This is a genomic window from Vreelandella maris (assembly GCF_013371085.1).
GTDB classification, from domain to species: domain Bacteria; phylum Pseudomonadota; class Gammaproteobacteria; order Pseudomonadales; family Halomonadaceae; genus Vreelandella; species Vreelandella maris.
The window spans coordinates 1-26,018 of the sequence record NZ_JABWCV010000008.1; the positions used below are offsets into that span (position 1 = coordinate 1).

The window sequence follows — 26,018 nt, forward strand, 5'->3', positions numbered from 1 at the left end:
GTCTTCGCGACCCTGCCCACCCTCGACGATGATGACCTCAACACGCTGCTACCCTGGCAGTGGAAAGAGACATTACCGGTCTAAGCGACATCTGCCTAGATGTGGTTAGTGGCTCGCTTACCAAGCAAGTACATAAGCGAGAGCTCGAACAAGTCATGAACCTATTATTCCTCGGCACCTCCGCCGGAGTTCCCACCAAAACAAGAAACGTCTCCGGCATCGCCTTGCGAGAGAGCAAAGGCAAGAGCTGGTACCTAATCGATTGTGGTGAGGGCAACCAGCATCAGGTCTTGCACACGAAGCTGTCGTTCCATTCCTTGAAAGCCATCTTGATTACCCACGTACACGGCGACCACTGTTATGGGCTGCCGGGCATATTGGCGAGTGCGGGAATGGGTGGCCGGAAAGCGCCGCTTACCATTGTGGCGCCCGCAGGTATCAAGGCATGGCTGGAGGCCACCTGTGAGGCCACGCAGCTATGTTTACCCTTCGCCCTGGAGTTTATCGATTCGGACGAGCTGCCAAGCGTTGAGTTTGAAAGCATTGCGGTTACCACGTTCATGCTTTCACACCGGGCGCCGTCCTATGCTTATGGGTTTACGGAGAGAAAAGTCGACGCCGCCTTGGACGTGGATAAGTTAGCGCAAATGGGGGTTCCGAAAGGGCCGTTGTGGGGGCAGTTGAAGCAAGGGTTTGATGTTGAGTTTGAGGGTGAGCGGTTAAAAAGCCATGACTACCTAGTCTTCAAGCACAAGCCGAGGAAAGTGGTGATCGCTGGGGACAATGACCAGCCTGACTTGTTGATGGATGCCTGCTCAGGGGCCCAGGTGCTGGTGCATGAAGCCACCTACACCGAAGAGATGGCCCAGAAAGCCGGTGATGTGGGGCATAGCTACGCCAAGCTTGTCGCCGCGTTTGCCGAATCGGTACAGCTGCCCAATCTGGTGCTGACGCACTTTAGCCCCCGCTACCAGCACCACCCCCTTGCCTCGCCTTCCATTGTTGAGATCCGCCAAGAGGCCCTGCGCGCCTATTCGGGCTCGCTTTACCTGGCGCGGGATTTTAGCGAATACACCCTGGATAAAGCGGGCCACTTTGCTGAAGTGGCGGGCAAATAACTGCTTTAATCCCGCCGCTCCTTGAGTGCTTGCCGCGCAGATCAGTCGCGGCAATAGCCTTCACCTGTTGCGACTATCAGGCAGTCTTCCTTTTCCAATAGCCACTTCATGCCGGTGGCTTCGCCGTCGCCCGCACTAAGCAGCTGTGGGCCGCCCTCGCGGTTGAAGCGAATGCCCTCGGCGGTGGCCTGTCCTTCGAAGGTGCCGATTTGGTCGTCATCCAGGCCGTAGCGCATGTGAAGGAGATAATGGCCCGGGCCTTCAGGCTCGTCCTTGCTGATTTCCAGGAATAATCCTTCAACGCCAATCCATCGGCCAACCCATTGGTCTGTCATCTGATGGTGGGGCTCGCTTTGCTCGGTTGCAGTATCCGGGGCGGGCGCGTTAGATGAAACGGTATTGTTGTTACTGCACGCGCTTATCAGCAGCATGGCTATGAGTGCTAACGCTGCTTTTTCCATGGCTGTCTCCTTGTCAGTACTGCCGTTACTCACTATATACACGTACCATGCTTTCTTTAGTTTGATCGAATTTTGAGAGATGCCGAAGGGGTATACAAATGCAAAGGGTAAGAATTGACCTAGTATCCGATGTGGCTTGCCCATGGTGCGCCATTGGCTACCGGCGCTTGGAGCAAGCGCTAGAGACACTCGATGGCGAGATCGACGTTGAGCTGGTCTGGCAGCCCTTCGAGCTCAACCGCGATATGCCGCCTGAGGGCGAGCCGATCTTGGAGCACTTGTGCCGCAAGTACGGCAAGGACGCGGCGACCATGGAGCAGTCCCAGCGCGAGATTATGGCCGCTGCCGAAGAGCTTGGGCTGGATTTCCGTGGTGCCCTGGAGCGTCGGGCGAATAATACCTTCGCTGCTCACCGCGTGCTGGCGTGGGCCGGAACGCAACACCAAGAGACGGCGCTTCAGTTGGCGCTGTTCGAGGCTTACTTCGGTGAGGCGAAAAACCCCGCCGACCCAGCGGTGCTGCGCGAGAAGGCCATTGAAGTGGGGCTTGACGGCGACACCGCCGAGGCCATCGCCCGCTCCGATCAGTACACTAATGAAGTACGTGAAGCCGAGCAACGCTTTATGGACGCGGGGGTGAGCGCGGTGCCGGGCTTTATCCTCGATGGCCGCTACCTGATCTCGGGTGCTCAGCCCGCCGACGTGTTGGTCGATGCGCTGCGTCAGGTGGCCGAGGAAAACGCTAGCCGCTAATGTCCCGCCGCTCTTTAGTGATCACCGAGCAGGTTAGTCGCGGCAATAGCCTTCACCTGATTTCACTACCAGGCAGTCTTGCTTCTCCATTAGCCACTAGAATAGCAAATTGATGCGCTATAAATATGCGCATATAGTAAGTGCATTGTTATGTGCGAGGAGTGAATCATGCAAGCCGCCGAAGTAACCAAATCCATGCGCAAGCCGACGAACCTATCGCTAGATAGTGCGCTTCTAAAAGAGGCTAAAGCGCTGGGAATCAATGTTTCACGATCAGCAGAGGCAGGGATTGCGGAGGCGGTCAAGCTGCATAAGCAGAAGCAGTGGTTGGAGGATAATGCCACAGCCCTTGCAAGCTCGAATGCATATGTTGAAGCGAATGGATTGCCTCTTGCACGGCACCGTCAGTTCTAATGGCCCGTTTCGATATCTTTGAAAATAAGGGAGGGGATGGCTATCTGCTGGATGTTCAGACAAATCTTCTCAGTGGCTTGAACACTCGGGTGGTCGTGCCCCTGCTGCCCAAATCCTCGGCGCTGTCTCCTGCTCAGAGGCTAAACCCGGTGTTCAACGTTAAGGGCCAAGAGGTTGTCATGGCGACTCAGTACATGGCTGCTGTGCCTGAAAGCGAATTGCGTTTTATTGCGGGTAGCCTTGCTGAGCAGCAAGACGAAATTTCTGCGGCGTTGGATATGCTGTTTTTGGGCTTTTAAGGTTGAGCTTGTCGGAAGGCTCTCGGGCGTACCCCGGAAAGCAACCAGAGCCTATTTGGGACGTTCAAAATGAGTCGATTAAATAAAGAAGAGCAGGATATTCTGGACGCATTTGATTCGGGAGAGTTGCAGCGAGCGACAGATGTTGAGTACACGAATACAAGGCATTAGCAGTATGCTGAGGCGATGCTCAAGAAAGATGCCAGCGACCAGCGCGCTAACGGCCCACACCCTTTAATCTGCTGCGACTGAGTGGGCTATCCGATATATTGCTAGTGGCAATGTATCGGAGGCAGACATGGTTGATTTCGCATCCCTGCTAATAGTGGCGGGCACATTCTTGATTGCGGGAAGCGTCAAGGGCGTCATTGGCCTTGGACTCCCGCCAGTTAGCCTAGCGCTGCTTACCGTCGCGCTGGATCTGCCAACGGCCATGGCGCTAATGCTTATTCCCTCATTTGTGACGAACATTTGGCAGTCAACGGTGGGCGGGAACGCAAGAGCAATCTTGGCTCGCATTTGGCCATTCCTGGCGATGGCGACTCTTACTGTCTGGATTGGTGCGGCCGCACTGACTCGCGTCAATCTCACGTATCTGACGGCGCTCCTGGGCAGTTTGCTGATTATTTACGCTGTCGTGAACCTGGCCGGGATCAAGATTGTTGTACCCAGCCGCCATGAGGTTTGGGCAGGGCCGTTAATCGGCTCGGCGAATGGGGTGCTTACCGGGATGACGGGGTCATTTGCGGTGCCGGGCGTGATGTTTCTTCAGGCCATTGGCCTTCCGAAGAATATGCTGATTCAAGCGATGGGCATGCTATTTATGGTCTCCACGGTGGCTCTCGCGGCGGCGCTGCAACAGGCCAATTTTTTGACACTCCAAACGGGCGTAATGTCGGCAGTAGCGGTGCTGCCCGCGCTCGCTGGTATGGTTATTGGCCAGCGAATTAGAGAACGCTTATCCGAGCAGATGTTCCGCAAGGTATTCTTCATTTCACTTCTGATTCTGGGTGCTTACATTATTGTTAATACTCTTCAGAAGCTTTAAGTGCCTTTCAAAATCAATAGTGGGCGCACTAGGGTTTGTACGAAAAGTCGGCGAGCGATGGCTAGACAAGGCAAAAATCAACGAAAAACGGACCGGGCTCGCGTGCGAGTTTACAGGGTGTAAATGAGCATTTTGATCGGACTCGCGCACGAGATGATTTTTAACGCCGTATAGACGAGTGCAGGCAGTTTTCGTACAAAGCCTAAGTGGTTAAGACGACACCAGAATCGAGCGCTGGCTTTTACCTAAAGCCAGCGCTGAATATCACTTAACGCAAAAACGCCCGCAACGTATCACTCGCCTGGTCGATGGATACCACACCATCCAAGTGGCCTCGATTACCTTCCAGGGTTTCAAGCGTCACGTCGGTGCCATCAGCTTCAATCAGCTCGGCGGTACGGCGCACGCCTTGAGGCGCGAAGACGAGATCGTTTTCGCTGTACAGCATCAGAGTCGGTGCTTCGATGGCGGCAAGTCCTGCCTCTAGCGAATCGCCGTGGCCTGCCATAAAGGTTTGGTTGGCACGCACCAGATAGAGCAGGTGATTGGCATCGGAGGTGGCAGCACGGGCGGCGGCGACATCATCCAGCGTTTGCTCGATCGCATAGCGGGCGTTGAGATCCTGGGCCGGGTCTCGCGCTTCGTCGGCCCAGTCGCGATTAAACGTCTCGTTGGCCCACTGCCAGTGGTTGGCGTTGAGCGTCACCAGCTTCAGCGCTTCTTTTAGGCCGTCGGTGGGCGGCTCGCCATCGTAATAGTCGCCTTCGTTCCAGTTGGCATCCAGTCTAATGGGCGCTGCCCAGGCGCTTAGCGTGGCCAGCAGCCAGGGATCGGCAACGCCGCCGCCAATCACTGAGATTAAGCGTTCTACTCGGTCAGGGTAGGCGCTGGCCCATTCGATGGCCTGTAGTGCGCCCATTGAGGCACCCATCACCGCATGTAGTGATTCAATGCCTTGGCTCTCCAGTAGCTCGCGCTGTACCTCGACAAAATCGCGGATGGTAACGACCGGGAAGTCCATGCCCCAGGGCTCGCCGGTATCAGGGTTGATGGACGCGGGCCCAGTGGTGGTGACGCTGGGGTCATTGGCACCGAGATTGACCAGCGTATCCGAGGAGATGATGTAGTACTCATCGGTATCCAGCGGCTTGCCGGGGCCAATGATCGCATCCCAGTAGCCGGTCGGCTGCCCATCTGTCTCATGGCGGCCTGCCGCATGACTGGTGCCCGAGAAGAAGTGGGTAATCAGAATGACGTTATCGCGGGCGTCGTTGAGCTTGCCGTAGGCTTCCCAACCCACCGTCACGTTGGGAATCGTCTCGCCGCCCTGAGTAGTGTAGCTGTCCATTTCGAAGGTTTGTTTCTCGACGATGCCATCCCAAGCCCAAAGAGGAGAGGCCAAGAGCAGGCCAAGGCCGGAACATAGCGTTACCGTAATCACCGTTTGTCGTGTGAAGGTCATAGGGTTGCCTTAAATGAGGGGTTATTGTGATTGTTATGGGCCATCGGCAGTGGCCGCCCTCTCAGCGTAGTCGACCCTAGCGCATTTTGAACGGATTCAAACCGTTGGCTTGCTGCATCATCATTCAGCACCGTTTAACATATCAAATGCTTGAAGAAGAGCGAGCGGCTAACAATGTTCACTGCGGAAGTCATCATGAGTAATACGCGGCTTTGCACCGTCCTGATGAAACTTATATTTGCCCAAGCCAAGTATTACAATAAGAAGCTTTTCTCCAATCAAACCAAACACTGTGGTGAGAGCTCTGGTTGGCGATCATTGGATCTTTCTGCGCAACTTGGGTATCCGCTAGCGCTTGAGATTCAAGGTTGGCATAGCTCCAAGCCCTTTTCGTGGAGAAGTGTCGGCGACGGAGTCGTTGTTGCGGAAAGCCGCTTTCTTCAAGCCCCCGGCCTCCCTTTGGATATTCTATGCACTCAGGACAACGCCCTTGAGCAGGGTATACCTGTAGAGCTTGTATCGTTGGGCGATAACGTCCCTTTTATGCGTTATGCCCTCTACCAAGCCTGTGCCTGCTTACCCGCTGCCAGACAATTAGCGCAAGACTCTCCGTTACTGCTAATTCTCACGCTTGATTGGGCACAGAGGTTAAATATTGAACAAACTGAATTAGCAGTTCGGCTATCCGAAAAGCGTGCTCGGTTGTTGGAAATGATTGGCCTACCGGGTTCCGCTTCTCTTGCTAGGCTGTTAAGCCGTATTCCATTGACGCCAATCACAAGCTGGCAGCTGGATTCTGTTCGGAAATGCTTGCAACACCCTGACGCCTTGGCGCTACTGCGGCATCTCGCCCGGCCCAACCTTAACCATTTATGGTTCCTGAACCGCTTCCCCGACCCCTGGACAAAGCTGCTGGAAATGATTGAGCAGGACGCGCCGTTGCACGAAATCGTCTGGCTTCAACGTATGGTGGAAGACATCCAACGCCTCGCGCCCAACGCCCCCCAGCTCTACCGCGTGAACGATACACAGGCATTGCAGCAACTGCATGACGATCTGGTGGAGCGTTTCAATGCCTTAAGCCAGGTGAACCGTGCCGCTGCACTAGCTCTGCAATACGGTGATTACCCTGAGGAACCCATTTCCGGCAATGCCGATATCGTCGCGCTGGAGAATTGGGACGCCCTGCTGGCCGAAGGCAAACGAATGCATCACTGCATCGGCAGTTATGCATCACAAGTAGGCGCACGTCAGGTATTTGTCTACCACATGCAAGAGCCAGAAGCGCTGACCATCGCGCTCACCTCGCAAGGCGGCAAATGGGGGTTGCAAGAAGCACGCGGTTATTGCAATGCGTTGCCGAGCGAGGCGTCATTGGCGGCGATACAGCGGTGGTTAACCGCTTACTATTAAACTGAGTTATGAGTTTCTGGTTAGAAGGCGTGTTCATCCACCCATTTGGCTAAATCACCTAGTGCTTTCATCGCACCTGTCTTGGTGTACTCCCGGGGCCAAGCACTCAAAGCCAACCAGCGCCCAGCGGTTTCAGGCCAAGTGTCGTTGCCATGGCCTTCTCTGTACCAAGTACAGTCTGGGTGTTTGGTGACAGGCGTTACCTTTAAAAATGCCTGTTCAATTTTTTTCAGCCAAGGGTCACTGCTTACCTGGCTTTCCAAGTAGGCCCGAATTTCAAAACCGATGCTTTCATCACCTTCCGACTCTGATGAAGGATAATAAACGAGGCATATTTGGGAGGCTCCTCTATTACTCCAAGCACTGGGGAAGAAGCGCCATACTCTTGTCTCTTCACTCCAAATTTCCGGCTTTTTCTTGGTATGGATATCGCTGGTAGCTATTTGCAATGCAGCCGCAATATGGCTTTTACCTTCCGCCATCAACTCCTGTTCGAATTGCTCCAAACGCTGAGATGCTTCATACATGTCATTGAAATGCTTCAATGAAAAATTCAGTTCGACTTTCGTCATTGTCTTTTCTTCAGTTGGGTTGGCGATAGAAGTGAGGTGCTGCAACAACTCCTGATAGAAAATTTGCCATTTCGTCTGATCAGATGGGGCTACGTCTTTCCCGTACAGTTCGTAAGCTGAGGCCAATACTTTCGAGTAGGATAACGTCGGCCAGCCTGCGTTATTGGCGGGTGCCCTAACGCCTTCCTTGGAGTCATCTGGGCATAAAACGCATTTGTAGATTTTAACTTCATAGCTTTTCAGTAAGTCGTCATAGGCATAAAACGGATTATTAGTCGCCGAAGCCCATACTTTATGCTCAATGCCCAATACGAAGTCGTTTCCTGAAACCACTAAGTCCAAGCGCTTGGTCGATTCGCTTTCGACATTCCAGCTCCCTGCTTCCCGTTCGGTGGTGACTGCTTCCCAGTCGATTCGCTGTAGATGGTCATGATCGAATCGCTCTTTACGAACGAGTGCATGCAGAACGGCCTTGGCTAACCAGTGAGGCGCTCCGGGATAACCGCCCATAAAGAAGGCCATTAAGTCGGATAGTCGGTTCTCATTCTGATCAGGTCCTGCAACCGAAAACAAATTGGGTGTCAGGGGGGCCGGTTTGGGCAGCAGTGCCAGCTTCTCGAAAAACCGCTCCAAAGCTGCCAAATCAGTCGATTCTGAATACATTGATTAATCCTAATGAAATTTAAACGGATTTAAGCCGTTGGCTTGCTGCATCATCATGCGTTTGGCGAACGGGAAACGCTCGGCAATCTGCAGGCTTAGATCGCCTAGCTGGCGCAGCGGTTTGGATCCGGTAAACAGGTGATGAAACGTGTCGGTAGCGGCGATCATCGCTTGGTTGGCCGCGCGGCGCTGGCACTCAAAGCGCAGTAGGTTGACGTAGTCACCTGGGTCGCGGCCCTGAACGATGATCTCGGCCAGGGTGTCAGCGTCGTGAAGGCCGATATTTAACCCCTGGCCTGCCAGTGGGTGCACCACATGGGCGGCATCGCCAATCAGCGCTAAACGCTTGCTGATATAGCGGTGAGCATGCTGACGCTTGATGGGAAAACTGGCCCGCGCCACGATGCGGATGAGGTTGCCCAGGCGTTTGGGGAAGGCCATTTCGATGGCGGCTTTCAGTGCATCGTCGTCCAACTGCTCGCGCGCTCTGGTGGTCTCTTCTCTGTCGTACCATACCAAGGAGGCGTTATGGCCGGGCAATGGCAGCATGGCCAGCGGGCCGGTGGGGGTAAAGACCTGCCAGCTAACGTCCTGCTGGGGCAGTTCGGTTTCTACGTTAATGATCATTGCACGCTGATGATAGTCGTAGCTGGTCACGCTAATGCCGGCCAGCGAACGCAGCGTCGAACTAGCCCCATCGGCGCCGACAACCAGGCGGGCGCTTAGGGTTTTGCCGTTATCCAGTTCCAGTAGGCGGCGGTTCGTCGCCGAGACTGTGCTTAACGGCGCACACTGGGTGTAGCAGGTAACGCTGGGCAGCTGTTCTATGCGTTGCCATAGCGCATACTGCAGGGCACGGTTTTCGATAAAGATGCCGAAGTCTTTCATGCCGCTATCTTCAGCGGAGAACAGCGAGTGGCCGGTGCCGTCCTGGTTGGAAACATCGATATGGCGAAACGGGCAGCAACGCTCTTCCGGCAGGGTGGTGCCGCTTGCCTTGATAAATGCCAGCGAGCGAGCATTGAGTGATGAGATGCGCAGGTCATAATCGCCGCTAGGTGGGGTGGGGGCATCGCCTTGCTCAACCAAACCCACGGAGAAGCCCGTATGGCCCAAGCGCGCCGCCAGTGCGGCGCCAACCATGCCGCCGCCGACAATGATGACATCATGGTCGTGTTGCTCAGACTGTTGCATCATATGCTCCTTAAAATGAGGTGCTTTTGCGCATTGCGCAGGCGTTGCTTGTCATACAGTATCGTTGAGTTTGAGCAAGATTGCCTAGAGGTGAACGATTGACGCAGGCCGTGGAAATAGCAAATAACGTTACCCAGGCGGGTGAGGAACTGGCAGCGTTTATTCAACAGCATCCCAAACTGTGGGTGATTACCGGTGCCGGTGTGAGTACCGACAGCGGCATTCCGGACTATCGGGATGCAGATGGCCAGTGGAAGCGCCCGCCGCCGGTGCAGCATGGCGACTTTATGAGTTCTCACCACGTTCGCCAGCGCTACTGGGCGCGCGCGCTGATAGGCTTTAGCGCCCTGCGCGAAGCCCAGGCGAGTGGTGCGCACAGGGCGCTGGCCGCGCTGGAGTCGCGGGGGTTTATCCAGCAGTTGGTGACTCAAAACGTTGATCGTTTGCATCAGCGCGCCGGTTCCCGCCGGGTGATCGACCTGCATGGCCGGGCGGACATGGTGAAATGCATGGTGTGCGACTACCAAATGATGCGCCACGCCATGCATGCTGAAATGGCGCGCATGAATCCAAGTTTTACTGATTTGCAGGCAGGGCATGCTCCGGATGGCGACGCCGATTTAGAGACTGACTTCAGCAGCTTCCGCATTTTCGACTGCCCGCGCTGTAGCGGTATCTTAAAGCCCGATGTGGTGTTCTACGGCGATGTGGTACCCGCCGAACGGCGGCTGGCCGCGCAGGTCGCGCTGGCCGAGGCAGATGCGGTGCTGGCCGTGGGTACCTCATTGATGGTGTTTTCCGGCTACCGTTTCTGCCGCACTGCCCATGAGCGGGGAATGCCGCTGGCGTCGCTTTCGCTCGGCGTTACCAGGGCGGATGCGCTATTGACCCACCAGTGGCGCGCGCCGTTAACACCGGTGCTTGAGCAGGCCGTTCGCTGTTTGCAGCCCTCTTAAAGACTGCAACTAGCGCGCTTTCGATACCCACGCATTATCTTCCAACCAAAGCCGCCAGGGGGCATCGCGGTGCTCGGGCTGGGCGTAATCGATGCCTACACGGGGCCCACTGACGATTGAAGCATCGTGGGTTGCTGCGCTAATCCACAGTTTGTCAGCCTGGGTCATATCATGGCCATACAGCGCTTTACCAATCGTTAAAGCGCGCGTGAGCTTGCCGGGGCCATTGCTGAGTTGTTTGCCCGTTGCCTGACGAATAGCGCGCATGGCGGTTTCGTTAACGGTGGGCTCTACCGCACGAATCAACACCGCACAGGGCGAGCCTTCCGGCTCGGTCACCACGTTTAGTAGCCAGTGCATGCCGTAAACGAGATACACATAGGCGTGGCCAGCGGGGCCGAACATCGCTTCGGTGCGTGGTGATCTGCCCCGGTGGGCATGGCAGGCGGTGTCTTCGGCGCCGCAATAAGCCTCGGTTTCGACAATTCTTGCCGCCATCTGCTCGCCGTTATGCTCGCGCACCAGCCAACAGCCCAGTAGGCCTCTCGCCACTTCGAGTGTGTCGCGATTATAAAAGTCGCGGGGGAGGGGCGTTAGCGCGCTGCTTTTAACATTAGGCAAAGTTGGGCACGGTTTTAACATCATCGCCTCGGCGTTTACTTGAGTAGAGTGCTAGGGTATTAGCTAACCACAGCCAATTGAAGCGGAGTGTATCGTGCTGTCATTTGAACATATTTATGCCACCTTGCCTGAACCCCTCTGGGTCGCCACCCAGGCAACGCCCGTGGCCCACCCTGAGCTGATCGCTTTTAATGCGCCACTTGCCCGTGAACTGGGGGCTAACGACGTGCCAGAAGCTGCGACGCTGGCTCAGTGGTTTAGCGGCAACCAGACCATGCCGGGTTCTCAGCCGGGCGCATTAGGTTATGCAGGCCACCAGTTCGGTAACTTTGTGCCGCAGTTAGGCGATGGCCGCGCGTTGCTGCTGGGTGAAGTGATCGACCAGAACGGCGTGCGCCGCGATGTGCAACTAAAAGGCAGCGGCCGCACGCCGTTTTCCCGCGGTGGCGATGGTCGTTCACCGCTAGGTCCGGTGCTGCTTGAGTACTTGGTCAGCGAGTTTATGGCGGCGATGGGCATTCCCACAACGCGCGCCCTTGCGGCCGTCACCAGCGGCGAGCGCGTAGTGCGGCAAATGGCCGAGCCCGGCGCCGTCTTTACCCGCGTGGCGAGCAGCCATATTCGCGTGGGCACCTTTCAGTTTGCCGCTGCACAGCGGGATGAAGCGTTGCTCAAAGCCTTGGCGGATCATGTGATTGCCCGCCACTACCCCGATGCTGCCAATGCCGAAGACCCCTATATGGCGCTGCTGGAAGCGGTGGTTGCCCGCCAGGCCGTGCTGATCGCCCGCTGGATGAGCGTGGGCTTTATCCACGGCGTGATGAATACCGATAACTGCAGCATTGCCGGTGAAACCATTGATTACGGCCCCTGCGCTTTTATGGAGCAGTTCGATCCGCAGAAGGTGTATAGCTCCATCGACCAAGGCCGCCGCTACGCCTTTGCCAACCAGCCGGCGATTGCCCAGTGGAACCTGGCGCGCTTTGCTGAAACGCTGCTACCGGTAATGCGTGAAGAGGGCGACGCGCTGGTGCAGCAGGCCACAGACGTCATTCGCCGGTTTGAATCACGGTTCAGCGCCGAGCAGCTTCGCCTGCATGCCGATAAACTCGGCTTGGCCGCGGAAAGCCCCCAGGCCGCGCCATTGATGGAAGCACTGGAAAGCCAGATGCATCAGGGGCGAATGGATATGACCGCGACCTTTGATGCGCTCACTCACTACGCCCTTGCACCCAGTGATGAGCACCGCGAGGCGCTGCTGGCGCTGACGACTCAGCCTAACGAGTTGACTGCGTGGCTGGAGAATTGGCAAGCCGAGCAGGTCGCCAGTCAAGACAGCCAGCGCTCTGCCGCCATGCGAAGCGCCAATCCGGTGATCATTCCCCGCAACCACCGGGTTCAGGAGGCTATTGATGCCGCTTACGATGGTGATTTTGCGCCTTTCCACTCCTTATTGGCCGTTGTGACCAAGCCGTTCGATGAATCCGTTGAAGCGCGCCGTTTGGCAGCGCCTGCTACGGAAAATGAGCAGGTACTGAGAACGTTCTGCGGCACCTGAGGCTGTGTTAAACTGTGGTTTTTTACAGGTAGAAGGGTAGCCGGTGCGCAAAATCATTCACTGCGACTGTGACTGCTTTTATGCAGCAGTGGAAATGCGCGATAACCCCGCGCTGCGGGATATCCCGATTGCGATTGGCGGCAGCGTCGAGCAGCGTGGGGTGGTGGCCACCTGTAACTATCCCGCCCGCGAGTTTGGCATTCACTCGGCCATGCCCATGGCCCAGGCACTCAAGCGTTGCCCGCATCTCACCGTGATTCGCGGTGAGATGGCCAAATACAAAGAGGTCGCCCGCCAGGTCTTCGCGATTTATCGTGATGTGACTGAACTGATCGAACCGCTCTCCCTGGATGAGGCCTTTTTGGATGTCTCGGAAGTCACGGTGCATCACGGCAGCGCGACGCTCATGGCCGAAGCGATCCGCGAACGGGTCAGCCGCGAAGTGGGGATCACCGTTTCAGCGGGCGTCGCACCCAATAAGTTTCTGGCCAAGATCGCCAGTGATTGGAACAAGCCCGACGGCCTGTGCGTGATTACGCCGGATAAGGTCGATAGCTTCGTGCAACAACTGCCGGTCAAGAAAATCCATGGCGTCGGCCCCCGCACGGCCGAGAAACTGGCGGGGCTGGATATCCACACCTGCGCTGATCTGCGTACCCGTACGCTGACCGACCTGGTCGAACGCTTTGGCCGCTTTGGTCGGCGGCTACACGAGCTGAGCTGGGGGCGGGACGAGCGCCCGGTGAAAACCCACCGTGAGCGCAAATCGGTCAGCACCGAGCAGACCTACGCCCAGGATTTACCCAACCTCGACGCCTGCCGCCAAGAGCTACCCGCGCTGATCGAAGACCTGGAGCGCCGTTACGCCAGGCTTGACCCGCCACTGGCGGTGCGCGGGCTGATCGTCAAAGTGAAGTTCAGCGACTTTACCCAAACCACTGTCGAACACGCCGACCCCGCGCCCAATCTTGCTCAGTTTGAAACCTTGCTCAATATCGGCTGGTCCCGTGGCGAGCGGCCCGTGCGCCTGCTTGGTGTCGGGTATCGGCTGGCGGAAAACACACAGGAACACCAACTACCGCTGTTTTAATTAGCCTGTTAACCCTTCGCCTGATTGACCCCGTGGCAGGGGCGCGCTAAAACAGACGTATGATAGTTTGAATTGTTCATTTTCCGTTTGGTCACCCACGAGCTCCGCCATGTCTGCTGATGCCGCTTCACGCCCCCGTTTAGTGTTTGCCCACGCCAATGGTTTTCCAGGGTTAAGCTACCGCAGCCTGCTGAACCCGCTGGCAGAGATGTTTGACCTCCACCCGCTGGATCGTCTTGGCCATCACCCTGATTATCCAGTGAATCATAACTGGGGCAACCTGGTGGATGAGCTGCTGAGCTACCTGCCGCAGAGTGATAAACCGCTGCTGGGCGTGGGGCACTCGCTGGGCGGCACCTTGATGGCCATGGCCGCCGACAAGCAGCCCGAGCGTTTTTGTGGAGTGATCATGCTCGACCCACCGCTAATGCTGGGGTCGGATGCCTGGGCGATGAAAGCGGCCAAGCGGTTTGGCTTTATTGACCGAATCACACCCGCCGGTAAAACCCTGGGGCGGCGAAGTGTGTGGCCGAGCCGCGAGGTGATGGCGAGTTCACTGGGTCGTCGGGGGCTGTTTAAGCGCTTTACCCCTCAAGCACTCAACGACTACATTGAAGCAGGGACACGCTTGTTAGACGACGGCAGCGCTGAGCTGACCTTTGATCCTGGCATTGAGGTGGAGATTTTCCGCCATCTGCCGGATCACCTTTCGCGCTTGCCGCAGCGGCTGGGCGTGCCGATCGAGCTGGTGGCCGGTAACGAATCGCACCTGCTGACGGCGTCGCGCATCAAACGCTTGAGGCGCAAAGGGTTAGCGGTGAGCGAGGTTCCCGGCACGCATATGTTTCCGATGGAGCACCCGGATGAGACGCGTGCTGCCATTTTGGCTGCTTGGCAGCGCATTGCTAACGCCAAGCAGTTTTCCCACACAGCGTAAGGAGGCGTTATGTACCTTTCCGTACAGCTTAGCTATTACCCGCTGGCCGATGACTTCAAGCCGGTAGTCAAAGAGGTGGTGAAACGCCTAGAGGCGACGGGACTGGAAGTGCACCCGAGCCGCATGAGCACTCAGGTATTTGGCGAGTTCGATGAGGTAATGGCAGCGTTAAGTGATGTGATGAAGTGGTCGTTTGAGACCCATGGTAAGGCGGTATTTACGGCTAACTTTTTGGAAGGCGACCGTCGGCCTCGGTAACTGAAACAGAGCCTCTGCGTTGGATCAGCCGTGTCCATTCGCTTTGTAGAGCGTGCGATTTTTTATATCGTTAAAACAGGCTCAGTAACTTGCCCAGCGTTTCCATACCGCGTTCGCTGCGTTGGGTCCAGGGATGGCCATAGCTTAAGCGCACACAGTGGCGAAACTGTTGGGTCGCGGAAAAAATCGGCCCTGGCGCCAAGCTAACGCCCTGGTCCAGCGCTGTCTTAAAGAGCTGAAGCGAATCCACCTGTTCGGAGAACTCCACCCACAGGAAGTAGCCCCCAGCTGGGCGGGTGATGCGAGTTTGGGCAGGGAAGTAGCGGTCTGCCGCTGCCAGCATGCTGCCCTGCTGGGCTTCCAGAGCGTGGCGCAGCTTTCGCAAATGGCGGTCATAACCGCCGTGTTGCAGGTAGTCGGCAATCGCTGCCTGTGCGGGCACGGAAGGGGAAATAGTGGTCATTAGCTTCAGCCGCGAGATAGCCTGAGCATAGCGGCCGCCTGCTACCCAGCCGACCCGATAGCCAGGCGCCAAGCACTTTGAGAAGGAACTGCAGTGAATCACCAACCCCTCATCATCAAAGGCTTTGACTGGCGCCGGTGGCGTGCTGCCAAAGTACAGCTCGGCATACACGTCATCCTCTAGCATGGGCACTTGATGGTGTTTTAACAGCTGATACAGCGCTTGCTTATGCGCTTTACTCAGGCTGGCACCGATTGGATTTTGCAGGTGACTCATAAACCAGCAGGCTTTGATGGGCAGCGTCTCCAGTCGCTCTGCCAGTACCTCTAGGTCGATCCCTTCCCGTGGGTGTACCGGAATTTCCACGGCGCGCAGTTTTAGACGCTCCAACACCTGCAGGCTGGCGTAAAATGCTGGGGACTCGATCGCCACCAGGTCCCCCGGTTGAGTGACGCACTGCAGGGCTAAATTAAGCCCTTCCATCGCGCCATTGGTAATCACCAGCTCTGCCATCGGCAAGTGTATGCCGCCCAGCATATAGCGCAGCGCAATTTGCCGAAGCAGGTCGGTATGCCCGGTGGTCATTGCGGCTACCACCTGTTGGGGCGATAGCGCACGCAAACTACGCGTCATACTGATACTCAAGCGAGAGAGCGGAAATAGCTCGGGGTCAGGAAAGGCCGAGCCAAAGGGCACCGTTCGATCATCCTGCAGTGAGTCGAGTACCGAGAACACCAGCTCGCTGACCTCCACCTCCGCTGGGTCGGTGGGCTGAAGCGTCACCCGGGGTTCCCCTAATAAGCGGCGCGCATGTTCACGAACAAAGTAGCCCGAGCGTGCCCGCGCGGTAATCAGCCCCCGGTTCTCAAGTAAATAGTAGGCCTGGAAAACCGTCGAAGGGCTAATGCCGTGATGGCGGCTAGCTTGGCGCACCGAAGGGATTCGCTCGCCAGGGCCAAGCACACCTTCGCTAATCAACGTGGCTATCTCATCGGCAAACTGTTCGTAGCGTTTCATTGGATAAACCGTGGGTGCATGAAATGGAACGCCAGTTGGCTCGCCCCATTGTTGGCAGGCACGGCGCGGCTCTCGATTGTTAGAAAGCCTCATTGTGTTTTATTTGGGAAGTGTAGAACAGACTCAAATACAGTCATAAAAAGCGTATCAGAAAGTCAGGATATGAGGATCAGAGGAGATCTGATACGGCTTATTTCTCTAAAACTGCGCCTGTTTGTATGGGCGCTGCCTAGGCATAGTGGCGCCTAACTCAGTCGCTCCATGACAAAGGCATGATCACCTAGTTAGCGGCGCCCCTCGACCGTATAGGCCTCCGTTCCCTCTTTTCTGGATATCGGTATGACGCAACGCATTCCACTGCAAGACCTGACGACAGAGACAGCGGTTGAACACTACACGCCTACGTCTAAGCTGCCCAGTAGCAAGCCACCGAAACTTGGGCATATTTATGTGCGAGAAATAAAGGGCTTTTTTCAGCGCATTCGACGTGGCTCCAACTGGCTGCTGATGGGGCTCTATTTTGGCTTGCCGTGGCTCCAGTGGGGGCATCGGCCAATGGTTTGGTTTGATCTGTCTGCCCAGGAGTTCCACCTCTTTGCAGCAACGTTTTACCCCCAGGACTTTATCTTACTAACCTGGATTTTGATGATCTGCGCCTTTGGTCTGTTTTTGATCACGGTCGTGGCGGGGCGGGTGTGGTGTGGCTACAGCTGCCCGCAAAGTGTATGGACGTTTTTATTTATCTGGTTTGAACACCGCCTGGAGGGGCCACGGCACCGCCGGATACGCCGTGACACATCACCTAACACGCTTGATACGTTATGGCGGAAAGGTGCCAAACATACCGCTTGGCTACTGATAGCCCTGGGAACGGGCATCACCTTCGTGGGTTATTTTACGCCGGTGGGTGGACTAGTCAGGGAGTTGCTTAGTCTGGATGCGCATCCCTGGGCTGTCTTTTGGATCGGCTTTTTTACACTATTTACCTACTTGAATGCTGGCTGGTTGCGCCATCAGGTGTGCCTGCACATGTGCCCCTATTCACGCTTTCAGTCGGCCATGTTCGATAGCAATACGCTGATTGTTTCCTACGATAATGACCGCGGTGAGCCGCGTCGTAACCATCGAAAAGACGTTGAGGAAGCGCCTGCAGGGGACTGTATAGACTGCGAACTCTGCGTTCAGGTGTGCCCTACGGGGATCGATATTCGTGATGGGCTGCAGTATGAGTGCATTGGCTGCGCGGCGTGTATTGATGCTTGCGATAGCGTCATGGCGCGGATCGATAAACCGCTTGGCCTGATTCGTTACACGAACGAGCGCGCCCTGGAGGGTAAAAAGACACGTTTTTGGCGCCCTCAATTGTTGGCGTATACGGCGGCGTTACTCTCCATGGTGGTGCTGATGGTCGGCTTCTTGAATGCTCGGGTGCCAATTGATGTAGAAGTCGCCCGCGATCGTCAGACATTGTTTGAGGAGACGGTAGAGGGTCGTATTATCAACTACTACAACGTGACGCTGCGTAATCAAGATAGCCAGCAGCATCGCTACGCATTATCGGCGTCTGGGTTGCCAGGACTTAGTTTACAAGGAGTCGACACGTTAGAGTTGGCAGCTAATGAAACGCGGTCTTTACGCCTTGCACTGAATGCCGGTGAGGAGGCGCTGACCCAGCCTAGTCATGCCGTGGAGCTGCATATCATTGCTTTAGATGACCCTTCGATTACCTACACCAACGAGACGCGTTTTTTAGGGCCTATTCGTTAGTAAGCGGGTTAGATAAGTTATCATTAAACTACATAAGACATGGGGCGAGGATATCATCATGTTAACAGCGCTAATTTTTTTGATGATTTTGGTGGGAGTGACGATTTCTTGGTATCAAATCTATCAAATGCATTTCAATATTAATACATATGATAGCGTCAAACTTACGGGTAAGAAAAACAGGCAGTTTGAAAAGCTTAGCGTCAACGAAAAGAGAGCCGTTGAAAACCAAGATACCTCCCTGCTTGATGAAGCGGCTGTTGATATATTCGGTAATGATTTTAATGTGGCAGCATTACGAATTGCTTTTTCTAAAGAGGGGCAGGAAACCTACGGCGTGCCGCTTTTAAGGCGTAAGCGTGGTTTGGTTTTAAATGCATCCAGCGAAAAAGGAACGGGCAGGGTAAGTGCTCGCCATGCGCCTGGTTTCAAGACGGGGCTGCCTTCAATCAATCTGAGAAGCTTTTTAATGGTCGCCGTCATTGCTAACGGTGGGTTGATTCAACTATTGGCGGCGATGAGTATCTATACCATTCACTATGAAGTGAGTGTGTCGGTTTTAAAGTGGATTAATCAACCTGTGATGATTATGTCTATGATATTTTTTATTGTGCTCTTGAACTACTTGATCTCTAAAGTGGATGCTTATCTGCATGACCTTTATCAGGTTGGAAAGTTGAATCGGCTGGCGCCTTTATTCAAGTGATGTTGTCAGGTATGACGTTCTTTTAAATGGGGCGATAGCCACATAGATTAGACAAAAGCTGGCTAGACAAAAACGCCGCCCGATTGGGCGGCGTATGTTTGAATATTGATAATTCTTAGGTCAACGATTCCAGGCAGGACTCAATGATATCCAAACCTTCGTTGAGTACGTCGTCTTGAATGGTGACGGGCATCAGGAAACGGATGGTGTTGCCGTACATACCGCATGACAGCAGGATCAAGCCCTCTTCACGGGCTTTCTTGCACAGCGCGGCCGCCAGTTCAGGGTTAGGCGTGTGATCTGCTTTGTTCGATACCAACTCAAATGCGGCCATCGAACCCATATTGCGCACGTTATCGATGCAGTCAAACTTGCCCGCCCATTCATTGAAGCGCTTCGCCAGCTTGTCGCCCAGTGCTTGGCTCTTCTCCAGAATGTTCTCTTCTTCAAACACTTCCATCACGGCCAGCGCTGCGGCACAGGCGGTGGGGCTACCGGTGTAAGTGCCGCCCAGTGAGTTAGGGCCTGATGCGTCCATGACCTTGTCGGTACCGACAATCGCGGAGATCGGCATGCCGTCAGCCATACTCTTGGCCATGGTCATGATGTCCGGTTCAACGCCGCTATGCTCGATGGCAAACATTTTGCCGGTACGGCCAAAGCCCGACTGCACTTCATCGATGATCATCAGCATGCCGTGCTCATCGCAGATTTCGCGAACCTTGTTCAGGAAGCTGGTAGAGGCTGGGTAAAAACCGCCTTCACCCAGTACCGGTTCCAGCACGATGGCCGCGGTATCTTTGGGGTTGGCATCGGTTTTTAGCGTCATCTTCAGGCCACGAATGGCCTCATCTTCGCTAACGCCGTGATAGGGCACTGGGTAGGGCGCGCGGAAGACGGTGCCTGGCATTGGGCCGAAGTCGCTCTGGTAAGGCGCTACCTTGCCGTTCATCGCCATGGTGAAGAACGTACGGCCGTGGTAGCCGCCGTCAAAGCAGATCACATTGGAGCGGCCGGTAGCGGCGCGAGCGATCTTGACGGCGTTTTCTAGCGCTTCAGCGCCCGAGTTAGCCAGCATGACCTTGGCGTGACCACGAACCGGTACGATCTGGCTGAGTTTTTCAGCGACTTTGACATAGCCTTCATAAGGCATGACCGTCTGGCAGGTGTGCATCAGCTTATCAAGCTGGGCTTTTACCGCCGCGACTACTTTCGGGTGACGGTGGCCCACGTTAAGTACGCCAATGCCGCCTGCAAAGTCGATGAAGCGGTTGCCGTCAACGTCCCAGATTTCAGAATTTTCAGCGCGGTCGGCGAATGCCGTTGCGGGGCTAGCAGCGCCAGCAGCGACGTATTTGTGTTTCAACTCGTTCAGTTCGGCATTGCTGCTCATGGCTTACTTCCTAGATTGATGAGAGATTTTCTTTCAGCATAGTGCGTATCTGTAAGCATAGTGCCTAATAGCGTTACTTACATGGGTGACGATGCAATGACAACGCGATTACGCCTCGCCTGTTTAGCTTGCTACATAGCGGTTGCGGCCTGTCCTAACGATAACGGAAGAATTAAGCCCTGTTTAGCGTTTTAACCGCCAGGCGCAACTCTTGAAGGTGCTCCGTCAAGTCGCCGCTAAGGGCGTTCACCGCGGGCCTGGCAAAATAAAATCCCTGCTGGCGGACAATACCGGCCCGGGCCAGCCACAATGCCTCAGCTCGGGTTTCTACGCCTTCGGCGATGAGTGCCATGTCGAGCTCTTGGGCAAGTAAAATGATAGCGTTCAACAGTGCTTGGCGGCGCGGGTTGCTATCGCAGTGCATCACTAATTCACGATCGATTTTGAGCGTGTCAGGGGTTAAATCAGTGAGCAGGTCAAGGTTGGCGTAACCGTTGCCAAAGTCATCGAGCGCCGTTTTGAAACCCATCGAGCGATAGGCATCAATGATATTGCATAGGTGCTGGCGGTCGCGGACACGCTCGGTTTCGGTGATTTCAAAAATGAGCCGGTTCGTTGGCCAGCCCACCCGCTTTGATACTTCTAGCGTTGCCTGAATACAGGCGTCGGGTTCGTAAACGGCGTTGGGCAGAAAGTTAATCGAAAGATTGGTTTGCATGCCCAGTGCACTGGCCATTTCGATCGCTTTCACGCGACAGGCTTGATCGAAGCGGTAGAGCAAATCACTCGTGACTTGCGAAATAACGCTCCCAGCAGACTCGCCTTGCATACCGCGAACCAGTGCCTCGTAAGTGACGACTTCAGCCAGTGATAAATCCACAATCGGCTGAAAAGCCATGGTGAATGCAAAAGGCAATTCGCCTTCACAGCGTTTACAGCTGCCGTTAACGCGTGCGCACTGGCTCATTGCTACTCCTGATGGTGTCAATTGTCGCTAAAGCGTTCATTGGAAAAAAGCGCATTCTTTACGTTATATGGAAGCGCTTTGCGATGCATATTTTTGCGATGCCCAATTTTTGTAATGCTTAGTTATTGCTGCCTAGTTTCTGCAATGACGAGTTTAAATCTTAATACAGTATCGGTATAGGTTTTGTATAGCAATGTTGCTTGTATCGCGCTTTTGCTTACCGCTTTTCTTTCAGTAAAAAGGCATAAAAAAAGCGCCTATTCAGGCGCTAAAGAAAGGAAGTGGTTTTGACGACAAAAACGCGGCTAAATAATGCCCGCTTCGCGAAGCGCCATACGCTGCTCTGGAGTAATCCCAAGCTCTTCCAACACGCTTTCTGTGTGTTGGCCCAAGTGGGGCGGCGCCGTGGTGGCACTCAGTTGAGCGCCATTAAAGCGGATAGGATTGGCCACTAGATCAACGTGGCCCGCTTGGTCGTGGGGCAGGGTCTGTTTGAGCCCGCGCGCTTTTACATGCGGGTCATCGAAGACGCGATCGAGCGTATTGATCGGCCCGCAGGGCACACCGACCGCTTCAAAGGCGGCCAGCCATTCATCGGTGGTGCGTTGGGCCAGCGCCGCTTCCAATTGCGGTACCAGCAGTGCCCGGTGATTCACCCTGGCGCCGTTGGTGGCAAAGCGTGGGTCTTCAGCCAAGGTTGGTAGCGAAAGCACCATGCAAAAACGCTTGAACTGCTCGTCATTGCCGACCGCCATGATCATATGGCCATCTTGGGTGGCGAACGCCTGGTAAGGCACGATGTTAGGGTGAGCGTTACCCAGCCGCTGAGGCACATTGCCCGATGTCAGGTAATTCAACGCCTGATTGGCGAGCACACCCACCTGGACATCCATCAATGCCATATCAATATGGCAACCAACGCCGCTATCGCGGCGCTGATAAAGCGCGGCGAGTATCGCATTGGCCGCATACAGCCCGGTAAAAATATCGGTAAACGCGACGCCGCTCTTCACTGGCCCGCCGCCAGGTTCGTCATCGGGCTTGCCGGTTAGGCTCATAATCCCGCCCATGGCTTGAATCATAAAGTCGTAACCCGCCCGGTGGGCGTAAGGGCTTTCCTGGCCAAAACCGGTAATCGAGCAGTAGATCAGCTTGGGATTTAGCGCTTTCAGGCTGGCGTAATCCAAGCCATAACGCTTGAGTCCGCCGACCTTAAAGTTCTCTATCAGCACATCCGATTGCGTGACTAACTGCTTAATTACCGCTTGGCCTTCGGGCTTGGCCATATCGACGGTTACCGAGCGTTTGCCGCGGTTAGCGCACAGGTAGTACGCCGACTCTTCAGTGCCCGCCAGCCAAGGAGGGCCCCAATGGCGAGTGTCATCGCCGCTGCCGGGGCGTTCAACCTTGATGACATCCGCGCCCATATCCGCGAGCATCTGACCACACCACGGCCCGGCCAGTACGCGGGAGATATCGAGTACTTTAATGCCGGCCAGTGGTTTGGTTGGCTCGCTCATAAGGGGCTTACTCATAAAGGCGGTTTCCTTGGCTGATGGCGTTTAACGGGCGGTCGTCATTCAGGGATTCTTAAAAGAACGCCTGAATACCCGTTTGTGCGCGGCCCAGAATCAGCGCGTGCACATCGTGGGTGCCTTCGTAGGTATTCACCGACTCCAGGTTGACCATATGGCGAATCACGCCGTACTCATCAGAAACGCCGTTGCCGCCGTGCATGTCGCGCGATTGACGGGCGATATCCAGTGCCTTGCCGCAGTTGTTGCGCTTGATCAGCGAGACCATTTCCGGCGCCCAGTTACCGCTATCCATCAGGCGGCCTACCTGCAGCGCTGCCTGTAAGCCCAGGGTGATCTCAGTTTGCATGTCGGCGAGTTTTTTCTGGATCAGCTGGTTCGCTGCCAGCGGGCGACCGAACTGCTTGCGGTCGAGGGTGTACTGGCGTGCGGCATGCCAGCAGAATTCAGAGGTACCCATGACGCCCCACGCAATGCCGTAACGGGCTTTGTTCAGGCAGCCGAATGGGCCTTTCAGGCCACTAACGTTAGGCAGCAGGTTCTCTTCGGGAACGAAGGCGTTGTCCAGCACGATCTCACCGGTAATGGAGGCGCGTAGCGAGACTTTGCCCTCGATTTTAGGCGTGGTGAAACCTTCGGTGCCGCGCTCAACGATAAAGCCTTTGATCTGGTTATCGTGGGCTGCTGACTTTGCCCAAACCACGGCGATATCGGCAATCGGGCTGTTGGTGATCCACATTTTGGCGCCGGTCAGGCGGTAGCCACCGTCGACTTTTTCCGCCCGGGTAATCATGTTGCCAGGGTCGGAGCCGTGGTCGGGCTCGGTCAAACCAAAGCAGCCCACCATCTCGCCGCTGGCCAACTTAGGCAGGAATTTTTGCTTCTGCTCTTCAGAGCCATACGTTTCGATGGGGTACATCACCAGCGACGACTGCACGCTCATGGCGGAGCGATAGCCGGAGTCAACGCGCTCGACTTCGCGAGCAATCAGGCCGTAGGCGACGTGATTAACGCCTGCACCGCCGTACTCGGGGGAAACGGTAGCGCCCAGCAGGCCAAGCTCGCCCATTTCGGTCATGATCTCGCGGTCAAAACGCTCTTCGCGGAAGGCGGTCAGCACGCGGGGCTGAAGGTTTTCCTGGCAGTAATCGTAGGCCGCGTCGCGGATCTGGCGCTCTTCGTCGGTGAGCTGTTGTTCCAGTAGCAGCGGGTCGTCCCAGTTAAAGTGTGTCATGGCGTGATTCCTAAGTTCGTGGGCAGGAATAAATGCAAAATAGCTGACAATCAATGTATCGCCGTTTTTATAAAATATCTACATTTTTTTAAAACGCAGAATTTAGCGAATGCCGCGCGCCTCAAGCACGCGAGTAATGATCGGCACCGGGGTCATCAAATGGTCGCGCATTAAGCTGTCGGCCTGGGCGGTGTCCCTGGCTAGAATGACCTCCACCAGCGCGGCGTGCTCCTGGCGCTTTAGCTCCAGCGCTTGGGGTGACATCACGGTTTCCTGTAGCCATAGGTGTCGGTAGCGCTCCACCTGGTTAAACAGGGTATCGCGCATCTGCAGCAGGTGAGGGGAGTTGCAGCCACTGGCGATAGCGGTATGGAATGCCTTGTGGCGTTGGTCCCAAATGTCGAGCAGCTCATCCGGGGTGCTGACATCGGTGACCTTGGCCAGCCGGTGGGCCGTGGCCAGCACCATGGCTTCCCAGTCGTCATCTCCGCGCTCGATGGCTAGACGCAGGATTAACCCCTCAAGCTGTGCTCGAGCATCGTAAATGTCGTTGAGTTCGGCCAGCGACATTGGGGCCACCCGGTAGCCACGCTGGCTGATCGCCACCACTAAGCGGTCTGCCACCAGCTGTGAGAGCGCTTCCCGCAGCGGCCCGGTACTGGCGCCGTACTGCTCTTTCAGACGGCTCATCAACAGCTTCTGCTCTGGAGCGTACAGGCCTCGAATAATGTCATGCTTGAGTTGCTGGTAAGCACTGATGGCCAGATTCTGGCGCGGAGCGCCTTTCTCAAAAACATTGAGCTCCATAGCGGTAAGGCTCCTGGGCAACTGACGAAAGAGTAGAGTTATCGACTATTATGAGTAAATAATAACAATTTGGCATAGAGGAATATATTTATACAGAATTTCAACATTTTTCTGCGTCGACCTCTATTAAAGCCTGATCTCAAGATCGAAGCCTAATTAAGGGTGGTGCTGCGCTGATAGCCCTCATTAGCATCCAACGCATAAGCCGTGCTAACTTCTCCACCACCGCTTCCGCATACGCCTCTACGGCATGCAGAAGTTGGGGCTTCAACACCTCCTTTTATTGTCAACCATACCTATAAGTCCAAACAGGACGGAGGAAACGCTCATGCGAACTCTAAAATATGTAGCAGCTGCATCTATGCTCGCGGTCGCGCTCCCTGCAAGCGCCCAACAACTCTCTATCGCGACCGGTGGCACAGGTGGCGTTTACTATCCTATCGGTGGTGGTTTTGCCGAAATGATCAACAACCATATCGAAGGCGCCCAGGCGACTGCTGAAGTCACCGGTGCGTCGGTAGAAAATATGGGTCTGATCATGCGCGGGGACGCTGATTTAGCATTGGTACTGGCCGACACGGCTTACCAGGCATTTACCGGCAGCGGTGATTTCGAAGGCCGTCAGATCGAAAATACGCGCGCATTGGCGTCGGTTTATCCGAATGCCGTGCAGTTAGTGACGCTGGCTGAATCTGATATCGAATCGATCGCTGATCTTGAAGGCAAGCGGGTTTCCGTTGGTGCGCCGGGTAGTGGTACCGAATTAAATGCTCGTGCTTTGCTCGAAGCCAATGGCATTAGCTATGACGACTTCACGCCCCAGCGCCTTAACTTCAACGAAACCGCTGATGCGATTCGTGACGGTGATATCGACGCCGGTTTCTGGAGCGTGGGTCCGCCGACCAGCTCTATTCTTAACCTTGCCGCAACACGCGATATTCGCCTGATTGGCCTGTCTGATGAAGAGATTGCCAACGCTCAGGAAGAAGAAGCGGTATTTGCTCCCTATGAGCTTGCAGCCGGTATGTACGACGGTATGGATGAAGCCGTTACTACCATTGGTATTCCTAATGTTCTCGTCGTTAATGCCGACATGGACGAAGAGCTGGCTTACCAATTGACGCAACTGCTGTTTGAAAACACTGACGAGCTAATTGCGGTTCACCCTGCGGCTAATGACACGACAGTCGAGTTCACCATGAACTCTACGCCTGTGCCGCTGCACCCAGGTGCGCTGCGCTATTTCGAAGAAGTGGGCGCTGAAATTCCGGATCGTCTACGTCAGTAACCGCTAAAGTGCATTGAAGGATATT

The 26,018-nt window shown here is 55.3% G+C and carries 25 protein-coding genes; 14 read left to right on the plus strand and 11 right to left on the minus strand.

Annotated elements, in window-relative coordinates:
* Positions 1-155: 155 nt before the first annotated feature.
* Positions 156-1,118 (plus strand): ribonuclease Z, encoded by a 963-nt coding sequence (locus HUO07_RS08440; RefSeq protein WP_176303206.1) that lies wholly within the window; start codon positions 156-158, stop codon positions 1,116-1,118.
* 41 nt (positions 1,119-1,159) lie between these two features.
* On the opposite strand, the gene HUO07_RS08445 is transcribed toward HUO07_RS08440, so the two are convergent.
* Positions 1,160-1,579 (minus strand): hypothetical protein, encoded by a 420-nt coding sequence (locus HUO07_RS08445; RefSeq protein ID WP_176303207.1) that lies wholly within the window; start codon positions 1,577-1,579, stop codon positions 1,160-1,162.
* Between the two features lie 98 nt (positions 1,580-1,677).
* Between HUO07_RS08445 and HUO07_RS08450 the strand changes: the two genes are divergently transcribed.
* The 4 genes from HUO07_RS08450 (at position 1,678) to HUO07_RS08465 (ending at position 4,092) form a co-directional block, all read left to right on the plus strand.
* Positions 1,678-2,331 carry a DsbA family oxidoreductase gene (locus HUO07_RS08450; RefSeq protein ID WP_176303208.1) on the plus strand — a complete coding sequence of 218 codons (654 nt, stop codon included), beginning with the start codon at positions 1,678-1,680 and terminating at the stop codon, positions 2,329-2,331.
* A gap of 168 nt (positions 2,332-2,499) precedes the next feature.
* Positions 2,500-2,745, plus strand: coding sequence for a type II toxin-antitoxin system CcdA family antitoxin (locus tag HUO07_RS08455; protein WP_176303209.1), 246 nt, complete (start codon positions 2,500-2,502; stop codon positions 2,743-2,745).
* Positions 2,745-3,044: a CcdB family protein gene (locus HUO07_RS08460; protein ID WP_176303210.1), complete on the plus strand. Its 300-nt coding sequence runs from the start codon at positions 2,745-2,747 to the stop codon at positions 3,042-3,044. The genes HUO07_RS08455 and HUO07_RS08460 overlap by 1 nt, the downstream gene beginning before the upstream one ends.
* Positions 3,045-3,342: 298 nt before the next feature.
* Entirely contained in the window at positions 3,343-4,092 is a 750-nt protein-coding gene (locus tag HUO07_RS08465) for a sulfite exporter TauE/SafE family protein (protein WP_101145774.1), read from the plus strand.
* Positions 4,093-4,360: 268 nt separating this feature from the next.
* Here the strand turns inward: HUO07_RS08465 and HUO07_RS08470 are convergent, their stop codons facing one another.
* A complete protein-coding gene (locus HUO07_RS08470) occupies positions 4,361-5,554 on the minus strand; it encodes an E22 family MetX-like putative esterase (RefSeq protein ID WP_176303211.1) in 1,194 nt (397 codons plus the stop codon).
* Positions 5,555-5,749: 195 nt separating this feature from the next.
* Here HUO07_RS08470 and HUO07_RS08475 point away from each other — a divergent pair, with 195 nt between their 5' ends.
* Positions 5,750-6,967 (plus strand): PcfJ domain-containing protein, encoded by a 1,218-nt coding sequence (locus HUO07_RS08475; RefSeq protein WP_176303212.1) that lies wholly within the window; start codon positions 5,750-5,752, stop codon positions 6,965-6,967.
* Between the two features lie 20 nt (positions 6,968-6,987).
* On the opposite strand, the gene HUO07_RS08480 is transcribed toward HUO07_RS08475, so the two are convergent.
* Both HUO07_RS08480 and HUO07_RS08485 read right to left on the minus strand, forming a co-directional pair.
* Positions 6,988-8,202 carry a PDDEXK-like family protein gene (locus HUO07_RS08480; RefSeq protein WP_176303213.1) on the minus strand — a complete coding sequence of 405 codons (1,215 nt, stop codon included), beginning with the start codon at positions 8,200-8,202 and terminating at the stop codon, positions 6,988-6,990.
* A 9-nt stretch (positions 8,203-8,211) separates the two neighbouring features.
* Positions 8,212-9,396 carry a UbiH/UbiF/VisC/COQ6 family ubiquinone biosynthesis hydroxylase gene (locus HUO07_RS08485; RefSeq protein WP_176303214.1) on the minus strand — a complete coding sequence of 395 codons (1,185 nt, stop codon included), beginning with the start codon at positions 9,394-9,396 and terminating at the stop codon, positions 8,212-8,214.
* 98 nt (positions 9,397-9,494) lie between these two features.
* On the opposite strand from HUO07_RS08485, the gene HUO07_RS08490 reads away from it, so the two are divergent.
* Positions 9,495-10,352 carry an NAD-dependent protein deacetylase gene (locus HUO07_RS08490; protein ID WP_176303215.1) on the plus strand — a complete coding sequence of 286 codons (858 nt, stop codon included), beginning with the start codon at positions 9,495-9,497 and terminating at the stop codon, positions 10,350-10,352.
* Between the two features lie 9 nt (positions 10,353-10,361).
* Here HUO07_RS08490 and HUO07_RS08495 read toward each other — a convergent pair whose 3' ends face one another.
* The gene (locus HUO07_RS08495) at positions 10,362-10,973 is read right to left on the minus strand and encodes a DNA-3-methyladenine glycosylase (protein WP_217908837.1); all 612 of its coding nucleotides are present in this window, start codon (positions 10,971-10,973) and stop codon (positions 10,362-10,364) included.
* 94 nt (positions 10,974-11,067) lie between these two features.
* On the opposite strand from HUO07_RS08495, the gene HUO07_RS08500 reads away from it, so the two are divergent.
* The 4 genes from HUO07_RS08500 to HUO07_RS08515 all read left to right on the plus strand — a co-directional run bounded on the left by HUO07_RS08500 (position 11,068) and on the right by HUO07_RS08515 (position 14,816).
* Positions 11,068-12,531 carry a protein adenylyltransferase SelO family protein gene (locus HUO07_RS08500; protein ID WP_176303216.1) on the plus strand — a complete coding sequence of 488 codons (1,464 nt, stop codon included), beginning with the start codon at positions 11,068-11,070 and terminating at the stop codon, positions 12,529-12,531.
* 43 nt (positions 12,532-12,574) lie between these two features.
* Positions 12,575-13,621 carry a DNA polymerase IV gene (gene dinB / locus HUO07_RS08505; protein WP_176303217.1) on the plus strand — a complete coding sequence of 349 codons (1,047 nt, stop codon included), beginning with the start codon at positions 12,575-12,577 and terminating at the stop codon, positions 13,619-13,621.
* 109 nt (positions 13,622-13,730) lie between these two features.
* Positions 13,731-14,558, plus strand: coding sequence for an alpha/beta fold hydrolase (locus tag HUO07_RS08510; RefSeq protein ID WP_176303218.1), 828 nt, complete (start codon positions 13,731-13,733; stop codon positions 14,556-14,558).
* 9 nt (positions 14,559-14,567) lie between these two features.
* On the plus strand, positions 14,568-14,816 hold the full coding sequence (locus tag HUO07_RS08515; RefSeq protein WP_176303219.1) for a YkoF family thiamine/hydroxymethylpyrimidine-binding protein: 249 nt from the start codon (positions 14,568-14,570) through the stop codon (positions 14,814-14,816).
* A gap of 70 nt (positions 14,817-14,886) precedes the next feature.
* On the opposite strand, the gene mapR is transcribed toward HUO07_RS08515, so the two are convergent.
* Positions 14,887-16,296 carry a GntR family transcriptional regulator MpaR gene (mapR, locus tag HUO07_RS08520; protein ID WP_176303220.1) on the minus strand — a complete coding sequence of 470 codons (1,410 nt, stop codon included), beginning with the start codon at positions 16,294-16,296 and terminating at the stop codon, positions 14,887-14,889.
* 339 nt (positions 16,297-16,635) lie between these two features.
* Here mapR and ccoG point away from each other — a divergent pair, with 339 nt between their 5' ends.
* Both ccoG and HUO07_RS08530 read left to right on the plus strand, forming a co-directional pair.
* Positions 16,636-18,063 carry a cytochrome c oxidase accessory protein CcoG gene (gene ccoG, locus HUO07_RS08525; RefSeq protein WP_176303221.1) on the plus strand — a complete coding sequence of 476 codons (1,428 nt, stop codon included), beginning with the start codon at positions 16,636-16,638 and terminating at the stop codon, positions 18,061-18,063.
* Between the two features lie 58 nt (positions 18,064-18,121).
* Positions 18,122-18,769, plus strand: coding sequence for a hypothetical protein (locus HUO07_RS08530; protein ID WP_176303222.1), 648 nt, complete (start codon positions 18,122-18,124; stop codon positions 18,767-18,769).
* Positions 18,770-18,884: 115 nt separating this feature from the next.
* On the opposite strand, the gene gabT is transcribed toward HUO07_RS08530, so the two are convergent.
* From gabT to csiR, 5 genes are all read right to left on the minus strand, one after another.
* Positions 18,885-20,162, minus strand: coding sequence for a 4-aminobutyrate--2-oxoglutarate transaminase (gene gabT, locus HUO07_RS08535; protein WP_176303223.1), 1,278 nt, complete (start codon positions 20,160-20,162; stop codon positions 18,885-18,887).
* 172 nt (positions 20,163-20,334) lie between these two features.
* Positions 20,335-21,129, minus strand: coding sequence for an EAL domain-containing protein (locus HUO07_RS08540; RefSeq protein WP_176303224.1), 795 nt, complete (start codon positions 21,127-21,129; stop codon positions 20,335-20,337).
* A gap of 305 nt (positions 21,130-21,434) precedes the next feature.
* On the minus strand, positions 21,435-22,649 hold the full coding sequence (locus HUO07_RS08545) for a CaiB/BaiF CoA transferase family protein (RefSeq protein WP_176303349.1): 1,215 nt from the start codon (positions 22,647-22,649) through the stop codon (positions 21,435-21,437).
* Between the two features lie 70 nt (positions 22,650-22,719).
* Positions 22,720-23,898 carry an acyl-CoA dehydrogenase gene (locus HUO07_RS08550; RefSeq protein ID WP_101145785.1) on the minus strand — a complete coding sequence of 393 codons (1,179 nt, stop codon included), beginning with the start codon at positions 23,896-23,898 and terminating at the stop codon, positions 22,720-22,722.
* 102 nt (positions 23,899-24,000) lie between these two features.
* A complete protein-coding gene (csiR, locus tag HUO07_RS08555; protein WP_176303225.1) occupies positions 24,001-24,705 on the minus strand; it encodes a DNA-binding transcriptional regulator CsiR in 705 nt (234 codons plus the stop codon).
* 328 nt (positions 24,706-25,033) lie between these two features.
* On the opposite strand from csiR, the gene HUO07_RS08560 reads away from it, so the two are divergent.
* Positions 25,034-25,993: a TAXI family TRAP transporter solute-binding subunit gene (locus HUO07_RS08560; RefSeq protein WP_176303226.1), complete on the plus strand. Its 960-nt coding sequence runs from the start codon at positions 25,034-25,036 to the stop codon at positions 25,991-25,993.
* Positions 25,994-26,018 lie beyond the last annotated feature (25 nt).